Origin of the sequence: Serratia proteamaculans (assembly GCF_949794035.1) — a bacterium.
Classification (GTDB): domain Bacteria; phylum Pseudomonadota; class Gammaproteobacteria; order Enterobacterales; family Enterobacteriaceae; genus Serratia; species Serratia proteamaculans.
This window is the reverse complement of sequence record NZ_OX461105.1, coordinates 1,142,778-1,161,073: the sequence shown is the minus strand read 5'-3', so window position 1 is coordinate 1,161,073 and position 18,296 is coordinate 1,142,778. Positions and strand designations below refer to the sequence as shown.

16 protein-coding genes and 1 other RNA gene are annotated in these 18,296 nt (G+C 54.6%); 8 read left to right on the top strand and 9 right to left on the bottom strand.

All coding sequences use genetic code 11. The features are described from left to right. Window positions 1-2: 2 nt before the first annotated feature. Both QOT07_RS05375 and QOT07_RS05370 read right to left on the bottom strand, forming a co-directional pair. Window positions 3-860, bottom strand: coding sequence for a metal ABC transporter permease (locus QOT07_RS05375; RefSeq protein ID WP_112347678.1), 858 nt, complete (start codon window positions 858-860; stop codon window positions 3-5). Next, window positions 857-1,570: a metal ABC transporter ATP-binding protein gene (locus tag QOT07_RS05370; protein WP_283602679.1), complete on the bottom strand. Its 714-nt coding sequence runs from the start codon at window positions 1,568-1,570 to the stop codon at window positions 857-859. Before QOT07_RS05370 ends, QOT07_RS05375 begins: the two co-directional genes overlap by 4 nt. Window positions 1,571-2,018: 448 nt before the next feature. On the opposite strand from QOT07_RS05370, the gene QOT07_RS05365 reads away from it, so the two are divergent. From QOT07_RS05365 to QOT07_RS05355, 3 genes are all read left to right on the top strand, one after another. Continuing rightward, a complete protein-coding gene (locus QOT07_RS05365; protein WP_232519151.1) occupies window positions 2,019-2,372 on the top strand; it encodes a hypothetical protein in 354 nt (117 codons plus the stop codon). Between the two features lie 162 nt (window positions 2,373-2,534). Beyond that, window positions 2,535-2,903: an Hha toxicity modulator TomB gene (gene tomB / locus QOT07_RS05360; protein ID WP_004940312.1), complete on the top strand. Its 369-nt coding sequence runs from the start codon at window positions 2,535-2,537 to the stop codon at window positions 2,901-2,903. A 55-nt stretch (window positions 2,904-2,958) separates the two neighbouring features. Continuing rightward, on the top strand, window positions 2,959-3,162 hold the full coding sequence (locus tag QOT07_RS05355) for an HHA domain-containing protein (RefSeq protein WP_012005558.1): 204 nt from the start codon (window positions 2,959-2,961) through the stop codon (window positions 3,160-3,162). A 79-nt stretch (window positions 3,163-3,241) separates the two neighbouring features. On the opposite strand, the gene QOT07_RS05350 is transcribed toward QOT07_RS05355, so the two are convergent. After that, on the bottom strand, window positions 3,242-4,171 hold the full coding sequence (locus tag QOT07_RS05350) for a LysR family transcriptional regulator (protein WP_099065375.1): 930 nt from the start codon (window positions 4,169-4,171) through the stop codon (window positions 3,242-3,244). Between the two features lie 137 nt (window positions 4,172-4,308). On the opposite strand from QOT07_RS05350, the gene QOT07_RS05345 reads away from it, so the two are divergent. The 3 genes from QOT07_RS05345 (at window position 4,309) to QOT07_RS05335 (ending at window position 10,051) form a co-directional block, all read left to right on the top strand. After that, a complete protein-coding gene (locus QOT07_RS05345; RefSeq protein ID WP_099065376.1) occupies window positions 4,309-6,096 on the top strand; it encodes an adenine deaminase in 1,788 nt (595 codons plus the stop codon). 163 nt (window positions 6,097-6,259) lie between these two features. Continuing rightward, window positions 6,260-7,603 carry an NCS2 family permease gene (locus QOT07_RS05340; protein WP_219015551.1) on the top strand — a complete coding sequence of 448 codons (1,344 nt, stop codon included), beginning with the start codon at window positions 6,260-6,262 and terminating at the stop codon, window positions 7,601-7,603. A 471-nt stretch (window positions 7,604-8,074) separates the two neighbouring features. Continuing rightward, entirely contained in the window at window positions 8,075-10,051 is a 1,977-nt protein-coding gene (locus QOT07_RS05335) for an alkyl/aryl-sulfatase (protein ID WP_283602678.1), read from the top strand. A 263-nt stretch (window positions 10,052-10,314) separates the two neighbouring features. Here QOT07_RS05335 and ffs read toward each other — a convergent pair. Beyond that, window positions 10,315-10,411: signal recognition particle sRNA small type (gene ffs / locus QOT07_RS05330), an RNA gene on the bottom strand. A 158-nt stretch (window positions 10,412-10,569) separates the two neighbouring features. Here ffs and QOT07_RS05325 point away from each other — a divergent pair. Continuing rightward, complete coding sequence (locus QOT07_RS05325; RefSeq protein ID WP_099065378.1) at window positions 10,570-10,884, top strand: MGMT family protein; 315 nt, start codon at window positions 10,570-10,572, stop codon at window positions 10,882-10,884. A gap of 65 nt (window positions 10,885-10,949) precedes the next feature. Here the strand turns inward: QOT07_RS05325 and QOT07_RS05320 are convergent, their stop codons facing one another. Beyond that, entirely contained in the window at window positions 10,950-11,441 is a 492-nt protein-coding gene (locus QOT07_RS05320; RefSeq protein WP_099065379.1) for a YbaY family lipoprotein, read from the bottom strand. A 230-nt stretch (window positions 11,442-11,671) separates the two neighbouring features. On the opposite strand from QOT07_RS05320, the gene tesB reads away from it, so the two are divergent. Continuing rightward, entirely contained in the window at window positions 11,672-12,535 is an 864-nt protein-coding gene (gene tesB, locus QOT07_RS05315; protein WP_283602677.1) for an acyl-CoA thioesterase II, read from the top strand. Between the two features lie 90 nt (window positions 12,536-12,625). Here the strand turns inward: tesB and amtB are convergent, their stop codons facing one another. The 4 genes from amtB to QOT07_RS05295 all read right to left on the bottom strand — a co-directional run bounded on the left by amtB (window position 12,626) and on the right by QOT07_RS05295 (window position 18,256). Further along, the gene (gene amtB, locus QOT07_RS05310; protein WP_157765418.1) at window positions 12,626-13,912 is read right to left on the bottom strand and encodes an ammonium transporter AmtB; all 1,287 of its coding nucleotides are present in this window, start codon (window positions 13,910-13,912) and stop codon (window positions 12,626-12,628) included. Between the two features lie 36 nt (window positions 13,913-13,948). Next, window positions 13,949-14,287, bottom strand: a complete 339-nt coding sequence (glnK, locus tag QOT07_RS05305; protein ID WP_012005549.1) for a P-II family nitrogen regulator — start codon at window positions 14,285-14,287, stop codon at window positions 13,949-13,951. 422 nt (window positions 14,288-14,709) lie between these two features. Further along, window positions 14,710-16,488: a multidrug efflux ABC transporter permease/ATP-binding subunit SmdB gene (smdB, locus tag QOT07_RS05300; RefSeq protein ID WP_099062274.1), complete on the bottom strand. Its 1,779-nt coding sequence runs from the start codon at window positions 16,486-16,488 to the stop codon at window positions 14,710-14,712. Then, window positions 16,481-18,256, bottom strand: a complete 1,776-nt coding sequence (locus tag QOT07_RS05295) for a SmdA family multidrug ABC transporter permease/ATP-binding protein (protein ID WP_283602676.1) — start codon at window positions 18,254-18,256, stop codon at window positions 16,481-16,483. Before QOT07_RS05295 ends, smdB begins: the two co-directional genes overlap by 8 nt. Window positions 18,257-18,296 lie beyond the last annotated feature (40 nt).

Genomic DNA, 18,296 nt, shown 5'->3' with positions numbered 1-18,296 from the left:
TCTCAACGGCGCGCCAGGGAATAAATCCCCCCACGCGTCCCAAACAAAATTGATACAAAGAAGATCACGCTGGCGCTGAGCACAATTGCCGGGCCGGCGGGCAACGAAGCGTAGTACGACCACTCCAGCCCAATCAGGCTGGACAGCATGCCGATGCCCATAGCCACCGCCAGCGTTTGCGGCAGATTACGTGCCCAGAAACGTGCGCTGGCGGCCGGCAGCATCATCAGCCCGACCGACATCAGGGTGCCGAGAATTTGAAAACCGGCGACCAGATTGATTACCACCAACGCCAGAAACAACCCGTGTATTACCGCCAGCCAGCGCGGCGCACCGACACGTAAAAAAGTGGCGTCGAAAGATTCAATCACCAGGGCACGGTACAGTGCGGCCAACGCTAGGAGAGAAAAACTGGTTATCGCCCCCACCATCACAATGGCGTGTGTATCCACCGCCAGAATCGAGCCGAACAGCACATGCAGCAAATCAACGCTGGAACCGCGCAGCGAAACCAGGGTCACCCCCAGCGCCAGCGACCCCAGATAAAAACCGGCGAAACTGGCGTCTTCTTTCAGCGGCGTCCGACGACTGACCAGCCCAGATAACATCGCTACCGCCAGCCCGGCGATAAAGCCGCCGACGCCCATTGCCACCATCGACATGCCGGAGATCAGATAGCCTATCGCGGCACCAGGCAGCACCGCATGGGACAGCGCATCACCCACCAGGCTCATGCGGCGTAACAACAGAAAAACCCCCAGCGGCGCAGCACTGAGCGACAGTGCAAAACAGGCAACCAGCGCACGGCGCATGAAACCGAAAGAGGCAAAGGGATCGATGAGGGGCTCAAGCAGCATCATTGCGCCACCGCCCTACGGCACAGCGGCGGGTTGGCAATATTCAACGCGGGAATGTGGTCCAGCACCCGATCGGCGGCTCCCCAGTGGCAGCACTGCGGCGTCAATAACAAGGCCTGCGGAAAATGCCTCTCTACCATCGACATGTCATGGAGCACAGCAATCACCGTCTGCCCCTGTTTATGCAACTGAGCGATCACTTGCAACAATAACTGGGTGGTCGCGCTGTCGATGCCGGTAAAGGGTTCATCCAATAAAATCAGCGGTGCCTGCTGGACCAGCAGGCGGGCAAACAGCACCCGCTGCAGCTGGCCGCCGGAAAGCTCACCGACCGGACTGTGGGCCATTGAGGTCATACCGACGGCAGCCAGCGCCTCGGCAATATGCTGCGCTGTGCGCTTGCTCAGTCCACCGAACATCCCCATCTGCAGCCAACTGCCCATCGCCACCAGATCGCTCACCACGATCGGGAACTGGCGATCCAACTCGGCCTGCTGCGGTAAATAAGCCATTCGGGGCGGTTTATTACCGCTGAAAGACAGCTTGCCACTTTGCAGCGGTAAAAGTCCGGCCAAAGCTTTCAACAATGTGGACTTGCCAGCACCATTCACGCCGACCACCGCCGTCAGAGAACCCGCGGCAAAGTGACCGTTGAGTGGGGGAAAAAGGGGCTCCCCGCCGTAGCCCAGGACGGCCTGCTGCAGAGTGATCATGGCAGTGCTACCGCCCAGTGAATGCCCAGCCAGAGTAGGACCAGTAGCATCACGGCGATACCGCAGCGCAACCCTGCAGAGGCGGTGAACAATGAGTTTAATGACGGTACAGCGTCATCTTGAGGTGTCGGTGTCAGTTTCATGGCCAAACGAAAGGAGATTTAAATGTTATAATATAACATCACAAACACTTCAATGACTCAAGCCTCTGCCCCAACGATTAATGCAACTGAACGTAACAATGCACGTCATGCTTCACTGACTATTCCCCGGCTTCAGAACGCTGGCACTACCCCGTTGGAGATAGACTGAGAAATATCAGGGTTATTAATCAGTAAACAACGTTGAGATAGGGTAAAAAAGCCGGTAACAAACGAAAAGTTTACCGACGAATTGATAAAAAAGGAGTAAGATTAATAGATAGGATCGCGATATGGTCAGGCATTAAATGCAAGTAACTCTTCGCTGCGACACAATGACGGAAGCACTTTCTGTTAAAAAACTAAAGAAAGTGATTAACGAAAAAATATCAGAGTTGGCACCGGCATTGACCAGTGGCCTGAGTTTTTATTCTGAAAGCGCGCGTTATGCTGAAGGTTCATTAGAAATACTTGATATTCAAGAAATGAGCAACGGCCATTATTCAATGAGTTACCGCTATAAATGGACAATTTTCAATGCCTGTCTGGATATCAGCGCCGAGGAATACATCAGCGATAGTGTCACATTTAGCCTGGCCGAAGCAGGGCTCATCTTTGACATCATTGATAACTCCCGTCCATCTACCGCAGATGAATTGTAAGTTTACGTAATAACAGCAGGCCAGATGCGGAGAAATGATTTATATTCATTATACAGAAAGTTTATTTTATCATCATCATTAAGCTACCTCTGGCCATGATGTAAATCAGCTTACTCACAGAGTGTTATCAACACCGAAATTAAGACTTACGGAGGGGATGATATGGATGAGTATTCGCCTAAAAGGCACGATATTGCTCAGCTGAAATTCTTGTGTGAAAACCTGTATGATGAAGGCATTGCCACGCTGGGCGACAGCCACCACGGCTGGGTGAACGATCCGACGTCTTCCGTCAACCTCCAGCTTAATGAGTTGATAGAACATATTGCTTCGTTTGTGATGAGTTATAAAATTAAATACATGGACGAAAGTGATTTATCGGAACTGGTCGAAGAGTATCTCGATGATACCTACACGCTGTTCAGCAGTTACGGTATCAATGATTCCGATCTGCGTCGCTGGCAAAAGACCAAGGCGCGATTATTCAGAATGTTCTCAGGAGAGGACATCTGTACGACAATGAAAACTTAGGGGATAATTATCCCCAATTTATTCCATTCTACGGTTTATAACACCAAAGGCTATCATGACTAAAATTGATTATCTGATGCGTTTACGTAAATGCACCACAATTGAGACACTGGAACGCGTTATTGAAAAAAACAAGTACGAGCTTTCAGATGACGAGCTGGAGCTGTTTTACTCTGCAGCCGACCACCGCCTTGCCGAGCTCACCATGAATAAGCTGTACGATAAAATCCCAACGGCCGTTTGGAAATTCGTAAGATAATTCCGACTAAACTGCGTTGAGCCGATACATTCGTCGGCCTCAATGTTTATCCTGCCCCCGTATTTATCTCATTGACTTACTACACTTTCATTCGCTGCTGAAAATCCTGCAATAGCAATTGGAAACAATCTTCAATTAACGCCGGATGGTTCCGATGCGCGCTGCGCATTAACGCCACGGTGCGGCTAAGCATGGGTTGCTGCAGTTGAACCACGGTTAATTCATCATCATTCAAATGGGTAGTATAAAGTTGCGGTAAAATAGCCACCGCTAATTTCGAACGCACCAAACCATATAACGTCTCCAGAAAATCCACCTGGTAGCGTGCGGTTAAATTCAGACGATGACTTTCCGCCAATGCCAATACCAACCGACTGATATTCCCCTTGGAAAAAACCGCGATATCTCTCCGGGTTAATTGTCGCCATGGCAGATGGTGAGATTCAGCCATCGGATCGTCACGGCGCATCACTACCACGAACGGGTCCTCTTGCAGCGGATATATTTCCAGTGACTCCGGTACCGAACTGTCGAGCGCACCAATGCCAAAATCAATCAGGCCGTTCTCTAATTGTAATAACAACGAGTCATTGGTTTGATCGTGAAATTCTATGCGCAAGCGCGGAAAATTCGCCGCCAGCAATTGCGGCACGGCAGGAAATAACAGCCCGCTGACCGAAGGCACCAGCCCGATACGCAAAGTGCCGTCTCCGCCCGCCAGCATAATACGTTGCATATCGTCAAAAGCCACCTGTGCCACATTCAGCAGCCGTTCAGCATGCGGCAAGATAGCGGCGCCCTGCTCCGTCAGCGTCACCGCAGAGGCGGTACGGTTCACCAGTTTGCCACCCAGCACCGACTCTATCTGCCGCAATGCGCTACTCAACGCGGGTTGACTGATCGCCAGACGGTTCGCGGTGTCGGTAAAATGCCGAAGCTGCGCCAGAGTGACGAAATATTGGATCTGCTTAAGAGAAAGCGCCGGCAATCGGCGCCAGGGTTCAGACATATCAGCTTTCCGTCCGCTAAAAAGTAAACGTTTGCGACAGCATAAACGTTTCTTATCAGGCGATAAATTAAATCATCTGTGCAAAGCCTGCCGGGGCCCCTAGAGTAACAACCCTGTCATCATGCCGGGTAATTACCATGACCACTCATTGCATCAGCACGGGCGAACGCCAGCGTGCGGTGAAGGCCGCACTGGGCCAACTTCCTTTTGATTTGCTGCTGACTAACGCCGCGTTGATTGACATGGCAACCGGTGAAGTCCGGAGCGCCGATGTCGGCATCGTTGGCGCACTGATCGCCAGCGTTCATCCCTGTGGTGCCCTGAACGAAGCCCTGCAGACGCAGGACCTGGCCGGTGCCTATCTGAGCCCCGGACTGATCGACACCCACGTCCATGTTGAAAGTTCACACCTGCCACCGGAACGCTATGCCGAGATCGTCGTCGCTCAAGGCACCACCACCATTTTCTGGGATCCGCACGAACTGGCCAACGTACTCGGCGTAGCCGGCGTGCGCTATGCGGTAGACGCCAGCCGTGGCTTGCCACTCAGAGTGATCTGTGCCGCGCCCTCGAGCGTCCCCTCCACGCCGGGACTGGAAATGTCCGGTGCCGATTTTGCCGGTCAGGAAATGGAAACCATGTTGGCCTGGCCGGAAGTCGGCGGCGTCGCCGAGGTGATGGACATGCACGGCGTGTTGAACGGCAGCGAACGCATGCTGGAGATCCTCAATGCCGGGCTGAACAGCGGCAAGTTGATCGAAGGCCACGCACGCGGCCTGAGCGGTGCCGATCTGCAGGCTTATCTGGCGGCGGGAGTCACCTCTGACCATGAACTGACCTCCGGAGCCGATGCGCTGGAGAAATTACGCGCCGGTCTGACGCTGGAGATCAGAGGTTCCCACCCTTACCTGCTGCCGGAAATCGTCGCAGCACTGAAAACACTGCCGCACCTGTCATCACAAATCACCGTCTGCACCGACGATGTCCCCCCAGACATGCTGCTGGAAAAAGGCGGGATTGTGGCGTTACTCAATATGCTGATCGAACAGGGGCTGCCGGCGACTGACGTGCTGCGCATGGCCACGCTCAATGCCGCCATCCGCTTGCAACGCAACGATCTTGGGCTGATTGCCGCAGGTCGCATCGCCGATCTGGTGGTGTTTGATTCGCTGACTCAACTTAATGCACAGCAGGTCTACGTCGCCGGGAAACTGGTGGCACAGCAAGGCAAAATGCTGGCACCGCTCAGCGCTAACCCGAACGTGACGGCTCCGCGCGATACCCTGCAGTTGCAACCCCTGGTCGCCGGGGATTTCGTATTGAAGGTGCCGGCTATCTGCCACGGCAAAGCCACTCTGCGCCACATTAAGGGCGCACGCTTTACCCAGTGGAACGAGACTACGGTCGAGGTGCGTAATGGCGAAGTGCAGATCCCGCCAGGCTTCAGCCTGATCTGGGTGCAACACCGTCATGGCCGTCACCAGGCCACACCACAACTGGCGCTACTGGAAGGTTGGGGTGAACTCCGGGGCGCTATCGCTACCAGCTACTCACATGACTCGCACAACCTGGTGGTGTTAGGCCGGGATGCCGCAGACATGGCGCTGGCCGCCAACGCCCTGATTGCCAGTGGCGGAGGTATGGCTTTAAGCCAAAACGGGGCCATCCTGGCGCAGGTGGCAATGCCAATAGCCGGTATGCTTTCCGACCTGCCCGCCGCCGAACTGGCACGACAGTTTAAAAACCTGCGCGATCTGAGCGCACGAATCGCCGACTGGGAACCGCCCTACCGGGTTTTCAAGGCCATTGAAGGCACCTGTCTGGCGTGTAACGCCGGGCCGCACCTGACCGATCTCGGCCTGACCGACGGCACAACGCGCCAGATTGTCGATCCGCTGATCGCCTGCTGGGAAACCCCGGTATAAAAATAATCATAATAACAATATGTACCCAATGGATTTCACGTTGCGGCTAGGCAGGCCAGCTCACTCACCCCAGGCGCTTACTCAAGTAAGTTACTGGGGTGAGTGAGTGCCGCCAACAACGCTGCGGCTTGAAATATGACGGGTAGCGACGGAGATAATTGATATGGCTGATAATTCAGCGTCGGTTCCTACACCAGGGAGCTGGCTGCAACGGCGTTTTCAACTGCATGCGCGGCAAAGTAATGTCAAAACCGAATGTCTGGCCGGTATCACCGGTTTTCTGGCGGCGGCCTACCTGCTGGTGGTGATCCCCGGATTACTGGCTGTCGGCGGCATGGATAAGGGCGCAGTGACTACAGGTACCATTCTGGTGTTTGTGCTGGGGACCTTGCTGATGGCGTTTTACGGCAACCTGCCGTTTATCGTCGGGCCGGGCATTGGCGGTTCGGTGCTGGTCGGCGTCACGTTGGCGGGCAGCGAAGGTATCAGTTGGCAGATTGGTCTGGGCATCGCCTGCTGGTCCGGCATTCTGTTTTTCGCCCTGACCCGGCTCGGGCTGCGCGAGGTGGTGACCCGCTCGGTGCCGCAATCGATCAAGCTGGGGCTGACGGCCTCTATCGGGCTGTTTGTGGCGATACTGGGTTTCCGCAACGCCGGACTGGTGCTGGCCAACGCTAAATCCAATGCATTGATGCTGGGTGATTTCACCGCACCCGGTGCGTTGATCGCCCTGTGCGGCCTGTTTTTGGCGATTGCCTTGCAAGCCCGACGCATTCCCGGCGCCATTTTGTGGGCGATCCTGTTTGCGACTCTGGTGGGTATCCCGTTCGGCGTTACCCACCTGCCGGACAGCCTGATGGCAATGCCGCATTCATTGGCCCCGGTGCTCGGCCATGTTGATCTGATCGGTGCACTGAATATCGCCTTTCTGCCTTATTTGTTCGTCTTTTTCGCCTCGGAGTTCTTCTCCACCATGGGCACTACGCTGGCCGTAGGCGGTGAAGCCGGGCTGCTGGACGAACACGGCAATATGCCGCACATCAACCGCCCCTTTATGGTGGACTCTATCGCTGCTGCGCTGGGCCCTATAGTCGGTATTCCTGCCGCCACCGCGCTGATTGAATCCTCTGCGGCGGCCGAAGCCGGAGGTAAAACCGGGTTAACCGCATTGGCGGCCGCGGTAATGTTTTTACTGATGCTGCTGTTCACACCGATTGCCCTGATGATCCCGAAAGAAGCCACTGCCCCGGCGCTGATCCTGATCGGCCTGAATATGTTTAGCGGACTGCGCAAAGTTGATTTAGCCAACTTCACCGACGGCCTGCCGGTGCTGATGATGGTCATGATCACGCTGATCGCCAACAGCTTCGGTACCGGCATCGCCGGCGGGCTGCTGTTCTACATCATTATCAAAGTGATTGCTGGCAAATGGCGTGAAGTGCCGGTCGGCCTCTATTTTCTGGCGATCCCACTGGCATACTATTTCGCCACCTTGGTAAGGCATTAATCTGCAAGTGTTGCGCTGATAACATGTCGGCGCAACACTTCAGTCATTCGATAACAAACACAAATCACAATATTTCACGATAAAACCTCCACTCACCAAATCCTCTGCTATGATTTACTCTCCGCTATTTTAAATTATCCAACCACAAAGTATAAACTTTTTCATAAATATCACCCAGAAAACACCACCACCATTATTTAATTAAAAAATCAATAAAAACAAAGACATAAACACACCGCTAACGTCTAAAACCCACTATTTAACCGTCAAAAAATAGATGTGATTGCTGTTTTATATTAACAATATCGACTTCGGATAATTTCTATTCAGTCTGATTCCAGTGATTTAATATTTTTTATTTAAACTTGCTCAATACCAATCTTCTATTACATTTAGTATTTGAGTTACAACTCGTTACAACGGAAGTAAAAGCTACCTAACTTCGCCATCTAAAATCCAGCGAGGATTCCAATGAAATTAACACCCATCATGAGAGGGTTAGCGTTAGCGGGAGTGCTAACTACCTTCGCAATTCCATCCTGGGCAGAGGTTGCACCGAAAGAAGCGGCCCCCGCAACCAAACAAGCCAATGATGCACTGTACGATCAGCTCCCTTTCTCAGATAACACCGATTTTGCCAACGCGCATAAAGGTTTCATAGCTGCCTTGCCAACCGAAATTATCAAAGGTGAGCAAGGTAATGTCATTTGGAACCCACAGCAGTATTCCTTTATCAAGGAAGGCGAGAAAGCGCCGGATACCGTCAACCCGAGCCTGTGGCGTCAGTCGCAGTTGATTAACATCAGCGGCCTGTTTGAGGTCACAGATGGTGTTTACCAGATCCGTAACCTGGATCTGTCCAACATGACCATCATTGAGGGCAAAGAGGGTGTGACTGTGGTTGACCCTCTGGTTTCAGCCGAAACCGCCAAAGTGGGCATGGATCTCTATTTTAAAAACCGGGGGAAAAAACCGGTTGTCGCTGTTATCTACACTCATAGCCACGTAGACCACTACGGTGGCGTACGAGGTGTAGTCGATGAAGCTGATGTTAAATCGGGTAAAGTGAAAGTTTATGCGCCCGCCGGCTTTATGGAAGCGGCCGTGGCAGAAAATATCATGGCGGGTAACGTCATGAGTCGCCGCGCCAGCTACATGTACGGCAACCTGTTGAAACCAGAAACCAAAGGTCAGGTTGGTGCAGGCCTGGGTACCACCACGTCGGCAGGTACCGTCACCCTGATTGCCCCAACCAACATCATTGAGAAAGATGGTCAAAAAGAGGTCATCGACGGCCTTACTTATGATTTCATGCTGGCGCCAGGCTCTGAAGCACCATCAGAAATGCTGTGGTTTATCGAAGAGAAGAAACTCATCGAAGCGGCAGAAGATGTGACCCATACGCTGCATAATACTTATTCCCTGCGTGGCGCAAAAATTCGTGAGCCGCTCCCTTGGTCAAAATATATCAACGAAGCGATAGTTCGCTGGGGCGACAAAGCGGAAATCATTATGGCTCAGCACCACTGGCCAACCTGGGGCAACGAAAACGTCGTTAACCTTCTCAAGAGTCAGCGTGATCTTTACCGCTATATTAACGACCAGACTCTGAGAATGGCGAATGAAGGCCTGACCCGTGATGAAATAGCGGCGAAGTTCAAACTGCCGGACAGCCTGGCGAAAACCTGGGCCAACCGGGGTTATTACGGTTCTGTAAGTCATGATGTCAAAGCAACTTATGTGCTCTATCTCGGCTGGTTTGACGGCAATCCGGCCACGCTGGATGAACTGCCACCGGAAGAAGCCGCGAAGAAATTTGTCGATTACATGGGCGGTGCCGATGCGATCCTCAAGAAAGCCAAAACCGACTTTGATCAGGGCAATTACCGTTGGGTTGCTCAGGTCGTCAGCAAAATAGTCTTTGCCGATCCGAACAATCAGGATGCACGCAACCTTGAGGCTGATGCGCTGGAACAACTGGGCTATCAGGCTGAATCTGGCCCATGGCGTAATTTCTATCTCACCGGTGCTCAGGAGCTACGTAACGGCGTGGTGAAAGGGCCAACCCCGAATACCGCCAGCCCAGATACCGTGCGGGCGATGACGCCTGAGATGTTCTTTGACTTCCTGGCTGTACATATCAACGGTGAAAAAGCGGGCAAGGCCAAAGCCGTGTTTAACATTGATCTGGGCAGCGATGGCGGCAAGTACAAGCTGGAACTGGAAAATGGAGTACTCAACCACACCGCCAATGCCGAAGCCAAAGATGCCGATGCCACTCTCACGCTTAACCGCGACACCTTGAATAAAATTATCCTCAAGGAAGAAACGCTAAAACAGGCGGAGGATAAGGGAGAAGTGAAGGTGACGGGTAACGCTGCAAAAATGGACGAAATGTTAGGCTATATGGATAACTTTGAATTCTGGTTCAATATTGTAACTCCGTAACCCCAATACCCTGCGGCTTTCTACGTCGCAGGGTAAATCCGGCCAATACCAACGGTTCGCATATTGCCCTGTCGCCCTGCCACATTTAAAACCCTCCGACAGCCCATCGTCTCTTTCTGGCATCATGAAATTCGCCGGCATGCTGCCCTTGCGCTTTGCTTTTAGCCTGCAGTGGGTAATTTAAGGATTTAGTTTTATCGAGGGATAGCAAATGTCTTGGGGGGGACGAGCCGAGATTGCTCAGTGACTGAAATTGGTGGAGGCCCTGCCAGCTACATCCCGGCACACACGTCACCTGCTGCGGCTGCTTCCTTCCGGATCTGACCGAGTTCACAAGTTAGTGTTGCGGGAGAACCAACAGGGCCCCCATTGACGGCTTCACATGACTGCGAAGCGGTGGCTAGTATCGGTGATGGCCAACCAAATAGCAAGCCAACCGGGGCCAACCGCTGTTTTCTTACCCACCTTGGCTGTGGCACACTTCCCTTATTGGTTTTTGCTGCAGCAGGAAAACAGAAATGGAACCAGAAGACGCCTCATTCAGCCAGCGCGTGTTCCACGTGGTGGCCGCCATTCCCTATGGCAAGGTCACGACCTATGGCGAAATAGCGAAACTGGCCGGTTCACCGCGCGCCGCGCGTCAGGTCGGTGGCGTATTAAGGCGCCTGCCGGAAGGCAGCAGCCTGCCCTGGCATCGGGTGATTAACCGGCACGGACAAATTTCGCAGCAGGGGGAGGACTTCCAACGCCAGCGGCAGGCATTGCTTGAAGAAGGGATTATCTTCGGTACGCACAGCACGGTTGACCTGTTGGTTTATGGTTGGCGCTGGTAACAACAAAACAGCCTTTGGCCGGAGCGCAAAGGCTGTTAAGGGTTTACTGCTTAAGGGTTACCGGCTTAAGGCATGGTCGCCGGGGCGGCCTGAACGGCAACACCCTGCACCGGAACCATCACCAGATCGGCACGGGTGCCGTTACGGTTCACCACTTCCTGGATAGTGTCGGTAATAAAGGTCATCTGACCATTTACCGTAATTGCCGCACTCAGGATAATGCGTGCATTAGGCTGAATATCGGCCGGATTGTACGGCAGGACAAAATTAAACGGCGCCTGCTTGCCCTCGGTGCGAACCGCACGCTGGGCGATCACTTTAGACGGAGCATCCGCCAACGAGGCATCAGAGAGCGTGACGGTCAGTACCGCATCCGGTGGTAGCGCAATGCGCTGGCGAATGTTAACCGAACCAGTCACCGCCGGGCCCTGAATCTGCGTTTGCGCAATCGCCGGGTTTCCCGCTGTCGGAACAGGCACGTCCGCACTCTTTTGGGCACAACCCGCCAGGGTAACGGTTAACGCTGCTGCTCCACCTACGATTTGCCAGAGTTTCATGGATCGGTCTCCTTTTTTATTATCAACACGTTGGTGGCTTTCACCACCGCACCTATTAAACTTAGCACAAAACACTGAAAAATCCATTTAGTCCTGCCTATTAATCACTTACCCCTCTAATAACACTCAGCATTCAGTCAATTTTCTCTGTGCCATAACGCAATATATTGACGGCTTGCCGTGATATTCCGCACACTGCGCAAAATGATTATTAAAAGGGTAGTAACTTTATGAGCCAGGCACTGAAAAACCTCCTCGATCTGCTGGATCTGGAGAAAATTGAAGAAGGGCTGTACCGCGGGCAAAGTGAAGATCTGGGGTTACGCCAGGTATTCGGTGGTCAGGTGGTGGGTCAGGCGCTGTATGCCGCCAAACAATCGGTACCGGCGGAGCGCAGCGTTCACTCGTTCCACAGCTATTTTCTGCGTCCGGGTGACAGCAGCAAGCCGATTGTTTATGACGTGGAAATCCTGCGTGACGGCAACAGCTTTAGTGCCCGACGCATCAGTGCCATTCAGCACGGCAAACCCATTTTCTATATGACCGCGTCCTTCCAAAGCCCGGAAGAAGGTTTTGAACATCAGAACACCATGCCGGACGTGCCACCGCCAGAAGGTCTGATGTCTGAGTCAGACATTGCCCAGAAGCTGTCGCATATGCTGCCGGACAAGGTACGTGAGAAGTTTATCGGCCAGAAGCCGATTGAGATGCGTCCGGTCAAATTCCACAATCCGCTGAAAGGCAGTGTGGAAGATCCGCACCGCTACGTGTGGTTCCGCGCCAACGGTACCATGCCGGACGATCTGCGCATCCATCAATATTTGCTGGGTTATGCGTCTGATTTCAACTTCCTGCCGACGGCGTTGCAACCACACGGCGTCGGTTTCCTGGAGCCCGGTATGCAGGTAGCCACCATCGATCACTCAATGTGGTTCCACCGCCCATTCCGCATGGATGACTGGCTGCTATACGTGGTGGAAAGCACTTCCGCTTCCGGTGCTCGTGGATTTGTACGCGGCCAATTCTATACCCGTGAAGGCGTACTGGTTGCCACCACGGTACAGGAAGGCGTGATCCGCCAGCGCGAAGCTTAAACGCCAGCCAAAGAAAAAGGGCGATGTCTCCATCGCCCTTTCTATCATCATTATTTTTCGAATTATTTAGCGCACTGCCCTTCTTCAGGCCTATTGGTTATAGGCACTCTCGCCATGGCTGTTGACGTCCAGACCTTCGCGTTCCTGTTCTTCCGGTACGCGCAGACCAACGATGGCGCCCGCCACTTTGAAGGCAATGAAGGCGGCCACACCAGACCACACCAGCGTGGTTACCACGCTTAACAGCTGGATCCACACCTGATGCCCCATGGTGACACCCTCAGCATACCCCGTGCCACCCAGTGAAGTGGAGGTGAATACCCCGGTCAGCAAGCAACCGACGATACCGCACACGCCATGTACACCGAACACGTCACAGGTATCATCTACCTTCAGCCATTTCTTCAGCGTAACCACGCCCCACAGACCGGCAATACCGCCAATCAGGCCGATAATCAACGCCCCGCCCACGCCCACGGTGCCTGCCGCCGGCGTGATGGCAACCAGCCCGGCGATCATGCCGGAACAGGCGCCCAACAGTGAAGGTTTGCCACGAACAATCCACTCGGCAAAGGTCCAGGAGAGGATAGCACCCGCAGTCGCCACCACGGTGTTCAGGAACGCCAGTGCCGCAATGCCGTTAGCCGCGCTGGCAGAACCGGCGTTAAAGCCAAACCAGCCAATGTACAGAATGGAAGCCCCGGTAAACACCATTGGCAGGTTGTGCGGTTTGAACGCTTCTTTACCGAAACCGGCCCGTTTGCCCAACAGGTAAGCCCCCACCAGACCGGCGCTTGCGGCGTTGATATGCACAACGGTGCCGCCGGCAAAGTCCAGCGCGCCATCAGCGGCCAGGAAGCCGCCGCCCCACACCATGTGGGCAATCGGCAGGTAAGAGATGGTGAACCAGATGGCCGCGAAGATCACCACCGCAGAGAAGCGGATGCGCTCGGCAAAGCCGCCCACGACCAGCGCCACGGTAATACAGGCGAATGAACACTGGAACGCCACGTGGATCATCTGGCTAAAGGTTCCGGTGACACTATCGATACCAATGCCTTTCAGCATCGCCGTCTGGAAACCGCCGAAGAACGCATTGCCTTCGCTGAAGGCCAGGCTGTAGCCATAAAGCACCCAGAGTACGCACACCAGTGCAAAGGTGACGGTCACCTGGGTCAACATGGAGAGCACGTTTTTGGAACGTAGCAAACCACCGTAAAACAACGCGACACCCGGCAGGGTCATGAACAGCACCAAAGCGGTGCAAATCATCATGAAGGCGTTATCCGCCTTGTCTGCGACCGCCGGAGCGGCCAGTGCCAAAGAAGGAACCATGGTTACCGTACTCAGGCCCAACATGGATAAAAGTTTTTTCATTATCAATCCATCCCCATTACTTTACTGAGCCAGTGATTACAGTGCTGCTTCGTCTGTTTCGCCGGTGCGAATGCGAATGACACGTTGCAATTCGGCAACGAAAATTTTGCCGTCACCGATTTTGCCGGTGTAGGCCGCTTTACTAATGACATCAACCACTTCATCTAACTGATCGTCAGCGATAGCAATGTCGATTTTTACTTTAGGTAAGAAGTTGACGCTGTATTCAGCTCCGCGATAGAGCTCAGCATGTCCCTTCTGGCGACCAAAGCCTTTTACTTCGCTTACGGTCAGCCCCTGAATACCTACAGAGGATAGGGCTTCACGCACGTCCTCCAGCTTGAATGGTTTAATCACCACGGTCACCAGCTTCATATTGCCCCTCCACGAATTAAGCCCAAACTCACCCCTGGTACGAGTCTTATAAAGCAAAGGCTATGCCACAAATGGTTTTGTACGCTAATTCAGCAAATTAACCGGCAGGACGGCAATCGGGTGCACTGCGATGAGCCAACGACGCGCTATCGCACAGGGAATTGATTAAATATTGCGCACTATTTTGGTGCGTGACGCGTCGAAAAAGTGCAGAGAAAGGGATTTAAAACGCGGCGATGCCAGTTTGTGGTGCGTGGTGGAAAAGAAAGAGGCCGCTGACAAAGCCCGTTATTAGGGAGAGCGTGCCGAAGGGGTCGTAGCGGCTTGTCCGCCGGAGCGCCCCTCGGTGCGCTAGGCCCGGGTATCTCAGGCTCAAAGACAGCTTTATCGTCAAACTCAGGCCGCTAAAGCGGCCTCTGACATTATGCAGTTTGTGTTTCTTCGCGGTTTGCGGCAGCCAGCTCTTCACCCACCAGTTGCAGTTGATACATCTGGTAGTAACGCCCCTGCTGCGCCAGCAGTTGCTGATGGTTGCCCTGCTCGACCGCCTGACCCCGGTGCAACACCAGAATCGAATCGGCATCCACAATGGTCGACAAACGGTGAGCGATCACCACCAGCGTGGTGTGTTCGCGGATCAAACGCAGCGCCCGCTGAATCGCTTGTTCCGTGCCTGAGTCAATGTTGGCGGTGGCCTCATCGAGGATCAGGATCTGCGGTGCCTGTACCAGCACCCTGGCCATCGCCAATAGCTGCTTCTGGCCCACCGACAGATTATTGCCCTGTTCGCCCAGCCGGGTATGAATGCCCTGCGGGAAACTGCGCACCAACTCGGCCAGTTGTACCGTTTTCAATGCCTGCCAAACCGCCTCTTCGCTGATATTGCGTCCCAGCGTGACGTTGGCCAGCACTGACTCGGCGATCACCACCGGGTCCTGCTGCACCATCGCGACACCCTGGCGCAGAGTCCGGTGTGAAAGGCTGGCCAGGGGACGTCCGTCGAGACGCACTTCACCCTGATCAACCGGGTAATAGCCCATCAGCAGGTTGGCCAGCGTGCTCTTACCACTGCCGGTATGGCCGACCAGCGCCACAAAGCCACGCGAAGGGACCGACAGCGAAATATGCTGCAGTACCTTTTTGTCATCACGGTAGGCAAAACTCAGGTCGTCAATATCAATACGGCCGCTCTCCAGTGGGCGATCGTCCGCCCCGTAGCTCTGCTGTTTGCGATCCATCAGTTCGAAAATACGCTCACCGGCCACCACCGCCTGCTGCAGGATAGACTGCTGCGATGTCAGCTCAATCAGCGGCTCATTCAGACGGCCCAGATAGTTGATAAAGGCATACAGCACACCAACGCCGATCGCCCCCTCACCGCTGAAGCCGAACAACATCAGCAGACCGCACAGTACCAGCGCCGAGAACAGGCTGAGCAGCGGACGCAGCAAGAAACCGTCCAACCGCAGCGTCTGCATACGCGCGGTATAGTGGGAACGGCTGGCGGCGCTCATGCGCTCCCCGAAGCGGATCTGCTGGCGGAACTGCTGGATCACGCCCATGCCGTTAATCACTTCGTTAAAGCCGTCGTTGATGTCCGCCAGATAGCTACGTACCCGGCGCACAATAGGGATGCTGTAGTACTGATAAATGCCCATCACCACAAATACCGCCGGGAAGATGCAGATCGCCACCAGCGCCATACGCCAGTCAAGGCTGAACATCGCCACCAGCATGGCACCGATCAGCGCCGCGCTTTTCAGCACCGTGGACACCACCATCACGTACAGATCTTTGATCACCTCGGTGTCATTGGTCACCCGCGAGATCAACTGCCCGACGGGTTGGGTATCAAAGGCGCTAAGTGGTTGGCGCAACGCAGCGTCCATCACGTCAGTTCGCAGACGTTGAACCACCCCGACCGCCGCCTGGTTGAACAACAACGCCTGAAAATAGTGCAGCGCCGCCGCCAACAGCTCCAGCAGGATATAGGCTGCTGCCAGCCCGCAGACGATAGTCAGCGGTAACTGGCCCTTGGCAACGTAGTTATCGATAAAATAACTGACCAGGATCGGCCCGGCGACTTCCGCCGCCGCGGCGACCCACAGCATCACTACCGCCAGCCCCAGCGGCTTTCGGTACGGCGATCCATAAGCCAGCAAGCGCTTCAGCGTCGGCCACAGCTTTTGCATCTTATTCATTGGCTTCACTCTCCTCGCCGCTTTCCGGGGCCTCATCCAATGCCGCCTCCAGTTGCTGATAGCGATACATATCGCGATACCAGCCGGGTTGAGCGGCCAGGGACGCATGCTGGCCACGCTGTGCCACAGCGCCGTGCTGGATCACCAGAATTTCGCTGGCTTCGGTCAGTGCCGAAAGCCGGTGCGCGCTGATAATCACCGTGCGGTTTTGCCCCCAGCTGCGCAGGTTATGCAGGATCTGGTGTTCGGTACGGCCATCCACCGCCGACAACGCGTCGTCGAGGATCAGGATTTCTGCATCCAGTAACAGGGCGCGGGCAATGGAGATACGTTGCTTCTGCCCCCCAGAGAGCATCACGCCACGCTCGCCCACCTCGGTTTCATAACCCTGCGGCAGGCGCAAAATATCCTCATGCACACTGGCCAGGCGGGCCGCGCGCTCAATCTGTTCCTGCGTCGCCCCCGGATTTCCCAGCGCGATGTTGTTCGCCACGCTGTCCGAGAACAAGAACGGTGTCTGGCTGACCACGGACAGCCGTGAGCGCCAATCGTCGAGTTTGACCTGGGTCAACGGCAGCCCCTGATAGCTGATCTGGCCGTCATCAACATCAAATTGGCGCTGGATCAGTGACAACAGCGTCGATTTACCGGCGCCGGTCGGGCCACACAGGCCGAGCATTTGCCCTGGTTCCAGCTTCAGCACCACATCATGCAGCGTCGGCTGACTATTGCCCGGGTAGTGGAATGCGCGGATATCGACCGCCAGATTGCCACGCCCGGCCGGCAGCGATTGCTCACCGTCGGTCACTGCCGGGGCTTCATCCAGCAGGCTGCGAATACGGCTATAGGCCGCGCTGCCGCGTTCAACGATATTGAACATCCAGGCCAACGCCAGCATCGGCCAAATCATCAGGCCGAGGTACATCACGAAGCTGGTCAGTTGGCCCAGCGTCATGGTTCCGTTCACCACCATCCAACTGCCACCGCCGATCGCCAGCAGATTGGCGGTACCGATGGCGATATAAATCGTTGGGTCGAAACGAGCATCCACCCGCGCCACGTGCATGTTTTTGGCACCGGTCTGGGCAGCGACTTCGGCAAACTGATTAGACTGATGATCTTCCAGACCGAACGCCTTGATCATACGGATGCTGGTCATGCTTTCCTGCGCCTGATCGTTCAGGCTGGAAAACGCCGCCTGCGCCGATTTAAAACGCTGGTGTAACTGGTCGCCGTAGTACTTGATGACGATCGCCATGATTGGCATCGGGATCAGCGACAGCAGGGTTAGCTGCCAACTAATTTGGGTGCTCATCACCACCAGCACCGCCAATCCCATCACCAGCGAATCCACCAGCGTCAGCACCCCTTCACCGGCGGCGAAAACCACCCGATCGACATCGTTGGTAGCGCGCGCCATCAGATCACCGGTACGGTGACGCAAATAGAAGGCCGGATTCTGACGGCTAAGCTGGCGGTAGAAGTTTTCACGCAGTTCGACGGCAAGCTGGTAGGACGCCCCAAACAACAGCACCCGCCACACGTAGCGCAGCAGGTAGACAACCACGGCGGTACCGAGCATCAGCCCCAGCCATGCCATCAGCACGCCGCCGGACATCTGTTTTTCGGTGACGCCATCCACAATGATCCCCACCAGCTTGGGCGGCAACAGTTGCAGTATGGCAATGATGATCAGCAGCACCACCGCCCCGAGGTAGCGACGCCACTCGCGGCGGAAATACCAGCCGATTTGAGCAAATAGTCTCACGCAGTTTTATTCCAGGATGTAATGGTTTTGTCTCTTGTTC

Coding starts and splice junctions, on each gene's coding strand:
- QOT07_RS05375 (WP_112347678.1), bottom strand. CDS start 860: ATGATGCTGCTTGAGCCCCTCATCGATCCCTTTGCCTCTTTCGGTTTC.
- QOT07_RS05370 (WP_283602679.1), bottom strand. CDS start 1,570: ATGATCACTCTGCAGCAGGCCGTCCTGGGCTACGGCGGGGAGCCCCTT.
- QOT07_RS05365 (WP_232519151.1), top strand. CDS start 2,019: ATGCAAGTAACTCTTCGCTGCGACACAATGACGGAAGCACTTTCTGTT.
- tomB (WP_004940312.1), top strand. CDS start 2,535: ATGGATGAGTATTCGCCTAAAAGGCACGATATTGCTCAGCTGAAATTC.
- QOT07_RS05355 (WP_012005558.1), top strand. CDS start 2,959: ATGACTAAAATTGATTATCTGATGCGTTTACGTAAATGCACCACAATT.
- QOT07_RS05350 (WP_099065375.1), bottom strand. CDS start 4,171: ATGTCTGAACCCTGGCGCCGATTGCCGGCGCTTTCTCTTAAGCAGATC.
- QOT07_RS05345 (WP_099065376.1), top strand. CDS start 4,309: ATGACCACTCATTGCATCAGCACGGGCGAACGCCAGCGTGCGGTGAAG.
- QOT07_RS05340 (WP_219015551.1), top strand. CDS start 6,260: ATGGCTGATAATTCAGCGTCGGTTCCTACACCAGGGAGCTGGCTGCAA.
- QOT07_RS05335 (WP_283602678.1), top strand. CDS start 8,075: ATGAAATTAACACCCATCATGAGAGGGTTAGCGTTAGCGGGAGTGCTA.
- QOT07_RS05325 (WP_099065378.1), top strand. CDS start 10,570: ATGGAACCAGAAGACGCCTCATTCAGCCAGCGCGTGTTCCACGTGGTG.
- QOT07_RS05320 (WP_099065379.1), bottom strand. CDS start 11,441: ATGAAACTCTGGCAAATCGTAGGTGGAGCAGCAGCGTTAACCGTTACC.
- tesB (WP_283602677.1), top strand. CDS start 11,672: ATGAGCCAGGCACTGAAAAACCTCCTCGATCTGCTGGATCTGGAGAAA.
- amtB (WP_157765418.1), bottom strand. CDS start 13,912: ATGAAAAAACTTTTATCCATGTTGGGCCTGAGTACGGTAACCATGGTT.
- glnK (WP_012005549.1), bottom strand. CDS start 14,287: ATGAAGCTGGTGACCGTGGTGATTAAACCATTCAAGCTGGAGGACGTG.
- smdB (WP_099062274.1), bottom strand. CDS start 16,488: ATGAATAAGATGCAAAAGCTGTGGCCGACGCTGAAGCGCTTGCTGGCT.